The sequence below is a fragment of the Rhizobium sp. RCC_161_2 genome, from assembly GCF_041355235.1.
In the GTDB taxonomy this organism is placed as follows: Bacteria; Pseudomonadota; Alphaproteobacteria; order Rhizobiales; family Rhizobiaceae; genus Rhizobium.
On sequence record NZ_JBFUPL010000036.1, the window covers coordinates 1 to 4,917 of the forward strand.

Annotated in this window: 4 protein-coding genes; 3 read left to right on the forward strand and 1 reads right to left on the reverse strand. The window is 59.8% G+C overall.

The features are described from left to right. Window positions 1–188: 188 nt before the first annotated feature. The 3 genes from AB6803_RS32965 (at window position 189) to AB6803_RS32975 (ending at window position 4,010) form a co-directional block, all read left to right on the forward strand. Window positions 189–608 (forward strand): hypothetical protein, encoded by a 420-nt coding sequence (locus AB6803_RS32965; RefSeq protein ID WP_371112772.1) that lies wholly within the window; start codon window positions 189–191, stop codon window positions 606–608. Between the two features lie 87 nt (window positions 609–695). Next, window positions 696–1,790 (forward strand): glycosyltransferase family 4 protein, encoded by a 1,095-nt coding sequence (locus AB6803_RS32970; RefSeq protein ID WP_371112773.1) that lies wholly within the window; start codon window positions 696–698, stop codon window positions 1,788–1,790. A gap of 9 nt (window positions 1,791–1,799) precedes the next feature. Beyond that, window positions 1,800–4,010 (forward strand): glycogen debranching N-terminal domain-containing protein, encoded by a 2,211-nt coding sequence (locus tag AB6803_RS32975; protein WP_371112774.1) that lies wholly within the window; start codon window positions 1,800–1,802, stop codon window positions 4,008–4,010. A gap of 299 nt (window positions 4,011–4,309) precedes the next feature. On the opposite strand, the gene AB6803_RS32980 is transcribed toward AB6803_RS32975, so the two are convergent. Next, window positions 4,310–4,582 carry a hypothetical protein gene (locus AB6803_RS32980; protein ID WP_371112775.1) on the reverse strand — a complete coding sequence of 91 codons (273 nt, stop codon included), beginning with the start codon at window positions 4,580–4,582 and terminating at the stop codon, window positions 4,310–4,312. Window positions 4,583–4,917 lie beyond the last annotated feature (335 nt).

The window sequence follows — 4,917 nt, forward strand, 5'->3', positions numbered from 1 at the left end:
GGCCTGCTGGTCACGACAGAAGCGATGATCGCTGAAAAGCCCAAGAAGGACGCCGCCCCGGCGCTGCCTGCTGGCGCAGGCATGGACTTCTAAGGCCGACGGGAAGGCTCGCGCAGTCCGCCAGAGCGGGCCTTCCCTCACATTTCCGTACGACCCGTTCCATCGAGCAACGTCAATGGAGCAAAGCTATGAGAAAGGACATCGATAACACGCTTCCCGAGCAAGCCACCGCGGCCATCAGTGCCGCCCATTTGCTTCATCCGGCCAGGCATTTCGAGCACCCGCGGGACGTGCTTGCCGCCGGGGACATTGGCAAGCAAGAGAAGCGGGCCATTCTCGTTTCGTGGGCCTCCGATATGTTCGCAATCGAATCCGTGCCGGGCCTCCGACTTTATCCCGGCACGGCTGAAGCGGTCTCCTATGACGAGATCATCCAAGCGCTGAAATACCTGGACGAGGACGATATGCGCGCTGGGGAGCAAGGGTTATCAACTGCCTGCAATGTCCAAAGGGGCCATCGCCGCAGACCACAAGAGCGCCGGTTTGGCGGCCTCGGCCTCTGCAGCTATCGGAAAGGAGACCGCCGCCGACAACCTTTCGAAACGTAGAAGCCGCTTAACCTGCCGCATGCCTGACCGAGGATGCGGATCTGATTTTTACCGTCGACTCTTTGCTCAATTGAGGAGGTTTTGCCGATGAAGATCGCCCAGATCGCGCCGCTCGCTGAAAGTGTTCCGCCCAAGCTGTACGGCGGCACCGAGCGCATTGTTTCTTACCTGTCCGACGAGCTGGTTCGGCAGGGTCACGACGTCACCCTCTTTGCCAGCGGCGATTCCGTCACCGACGCCAGGTTGGTGCCCTGCTCGGACGTTGCATTGCGGCTCAATCCGGCCGTCAAGGACCACCTGCCGCACCAGATGGTGATGCTGGAAGAGGTCCGCCGCCGGGCGCACGAATTTGACGTCCTTCATTTTCATATCGATCTCTTGCATTTCCCACTGATCCGCGAATTTGCCGATCGTACCGTCACGACGCTGCATGGGCGGCTCGACCTTCCCGACCTCAAACCCTTTTACGAAGCGTTCCCGGACATTCCGCTGGTGTCGATCTCCAATGACCAGCGCCGGCCCATGCCGCCGGTTAACTGGGCGGGGACGGTCTATCACGGGCTTGCTGCGGATGGCCTGCCCTTCACCAGGCAGCCAAAAGGCAATTATCTCGCTTTCCTTGGCCGCATCTCGCCGGAAAAGCGACCCGATCGGGCGATCCAGATCGCGGCGAACGCAGGGATGCCGCTAAAGATGGCCGCGAAGATCGACAATGCCGACAAAGTATATTGGCAAACGGTGATCGAGCCGATGGTCAAGAGCCATCCGAATGTCCAGTTTATCGGCGAGATCAACGAATATCAGAAGGCGGAATTTCTCGGCAATGCAGGTGCGCTGCTTTTCCCCATCGACTGGCCTGAGCCTTTTGGGCTGGTCATGATCGAGGCCATGGCATGCGGGACCCCTGTTATCGCCTTTAACTGCGGCTCAGTATCTGAAGTGGTCGATTCCGGGCTCTCCGGCATCATCGTCGATTCAGTAACGGAAGCGGTCGAGAACGTCGAATGGGCGCTGCGCATGGATCGTCACAAGGTGCGCGAGACCTTTGAGAAGCGCTTTTCGGCAAAGCGCATGGCGCGCGATTACCTCGATATCTACCAGAGCCTGCCGGGCGTACGGATCGACGCTGCTCTCATGCGCAGATCGTATGGTGTTGCTCCTGACCTTCAGGTCGTCGCGTAAGGAGAAGCCATGTCCAGCGCGTTGGTAGACAGCAACGGGACGCCGGCGACCTCTACGCTATCGCCGCCTGTTGCGCAGTTTTTCATTCCGGCCACCGCTTCGCTGCAGGAGCGGCGGCCGCGTACCTTGAAGCACGGCGATACCTTTGCCGTCTTCGACCATAATGGCGATGCGCTTTCGGGACCCGGCAGCCCGGAAGGCCTGTTTCACCGGGACACACGATATCTCTCGCATCTCTCCCTGATGATCAACGGCAAGCGACCGATGCTGCTGTCGTCGACGCTGCGCGATGACAACGCAACGCTGACCTGTGACCTCACCAATCCCGACCTCTTCGATGACAAGGGCAAGCTTACCCTCGCACATGACCTTATCCATCTGCGCAGGACCCGTTTCCTCTGGGAGACGCGCTGTTACGAGCGGCTGACCGTCAAGAACTACGACGAACGACCTCAGCAAGTCCGCATCGAGATCGTGTTTGCGGCTGATTTTGCCGATCTTTTCGAGGTGCGGGGGACCGTCAGGGCAAGAAAGGGACGCCTTCTCCCGGCCGTTATCGAGACGGACAGCATCGTCCTTTCCTATCTCGGCCTGGACGAACGAAAACGCGCGACGCGCCTGTCCTTCGACCCTGCTCCCGATACGTTGGCAGGCGATCTTGCGGCTTATGATCTTCTCCTGGCACCCCATGAAACCCGGTCGCTGTTTATCGAGATCGGCTGCGACCACGCTGAAGCCCGTGAACCAAACCACCTTTCTTTTTTCCTTGCTCTCCGGGACGCCCGCCGCGCACTGCGATCTTCGTCCTCGCGTGCGGCGTCGATCGCAACGTCGAACGAGATATTCAACGAGGTCGCCCGACGCAGTGTCTCCGACCTCTACATGTTGATGACGGAGACGCCAGAAGGTCCCTATCCCTATGCCGGTATCCCCTGGTTCAGCACCGTCTTCGGCCGTGATGCGCTGATCACTGCGCTTGAAACGCTCTGGCTCGATCCGCAGATTGCTCGCGGGGTGTTGGGGCATCTGGCTGCCAACCAGGCGACGGAGTTCAATCCCGCCTCGGATGCAGAGCCTGGCAAGATCCTGCACGAGGTGCGCTACGGCGAAATGGCCGAACTCGGTGAGGTTCCCTTCCGGCGCTACTACGGCAGCATCGATTCGACGCCACTGTTTGTGATGCTGGCAGGGGAATATCTCCAGCGGACCGCGGACCTTGCCACCCTCGAAACTATCCTGCCGAATATCGAGGCGGCGCTGACCTGGATTGACGAATACGGCGATCGTGATAGCGACGGCTTCGTCGAGTATGGGCGGCTGACCGAAGAAGGGCTGATCAACCAAGCCTGGAAGGACAGTCACGATTCTGTCTTCCATGCTGACGGGACACTTGCCAAAGGGCCAATCGCCATCGCTGAAGTACAGGCCTACGTCTATGGCGCCTGGCAGGCCGCAGCAGAGATTTTTCGAAGGCTCGGGCGGCCGGAACGGGCGGCAAAATTCCTGGCAAGAGCGGAAGGGCTACGCCGTGCCTTCGACACGAGCTTCTTCGATGAGGAACTGGGCACTTACGTCCTGGCGCTCGACGGACACAAGCATCCCTGCCGGGTTCGATCCTCCAATGCCGGCCATGCATTGTTTACTGGCATTGCTTATCCGGAACGGGCGGCGCTGGTTGCGCGCACTTTGATGGGCGCTTCCTCATTTTGTGGGTGGGGCGTCCGCACGATCCCCTCGACCGAACCCCGTTACAATCCCATGAGCTACCACAACGGCTCGATCTGGCCGCATGACAACGCGGTGATCGCCAGCGGCCTTGCACGTTATGGCTATCGCGCTGAAGCAGCGCGGATCTTCGAGGGTCTGTTTGCAGCGTCGACCTATATCGACCTGAGGCGCCTCCCCGAGCTCTTCTGCGGCATGCCGCGGCAGCGGGCGCAGGGGCCGACCTTCTATCCGGTCGCCTGTGCGCCGCAAGCTTGGGCAGCAGCGGCTCCCCTGTCACTGCTGCAATCCTGCCTGGGTCTGGACTTCGATCCAAATGGGCTGCAGGTCAGCTTTAGTGAGCCCAACCCGCCGTCGTTCCTGGAGGATGTCACGCTGCGGAACCTGCGTCTTTCGAATTGCTCGGTTGACGTCGCACTGCGGCGGTCGGGGCGGCAGGTTGTCGTCGAGGTCATCGATCGCCGGGGCGATATCAAAGTGGTGGCGACCTCATAAAGGCGGTGCGACAATAGTGATCGCTTCACCCTCAAGCGCCCGGCTGCGTACACCGATCAGGGCCGCCAAAGTGACTACCGCCGCTGCAAGAGAAACATATGTTCGGTACTGTCTATGCCCTGCTTATGATATCCGCGTTCCTGGCAGCGATGGCCGCCGGCGCGGTGGGTTGTCTGCTGCTCGCACTTGCAGCCTCCGTCGCTGGAGCGCTCATCGGTGCGTCCCTGCGTTGGTCGGAGCCTATAATCTGGTCCGCCCTGCTGGCTGCTCCGCTCTTGCTGCTGATCGGCCTGACCGTTTCATGGCTCCTGGACCGGTTGAGCACGAACGCTCAATTCCGTCAGCGTCGGCGACCGAAAGAAGACTTCTGGCCAGGCGCATGAGAGCCACAGCGAAGTGATCTTGTCGCCGTCTCGATCGTAATAGAACGAACGATGGTTCAAAAAATCCTCGCGCGCAGCGCGTGCAACTATCTTGACGATATTCGCCCAACCTTGTTCATTCGAACAATGTTCAAAGCCGCAAACGCTGAGCAGATCAGAGTTTCCATCGACGAGAAGCCGTTCTGGCATAGGTTGCTCTCCCAGATCCGTTGCTAGTCCAGCCGAAGATCGCGGCATCCGAGTTTTCTTGAGCGGACTTAAACATTGCCTCTAAGGTGCGCCGCGGTGCCGGGTGGGAGCCGGCCTAGGGGAACCGCGACGCACCCCGGAAGCGGAGGGAGATCGCACACTCTCCTCCGGCCTCGGAACTCACGGCGATGGCCCTTGTTCCATTGGCTGAGCATTATTTGTTATGGTTGTTGGGGATGCGGACGAAAACTTGGGCTACTAGCACTACTTTGGCAGATTAACCGGCCATTTACGATGATGGGCCATCTTGTGTGCGTTCACAGGGGTGCGCGAGA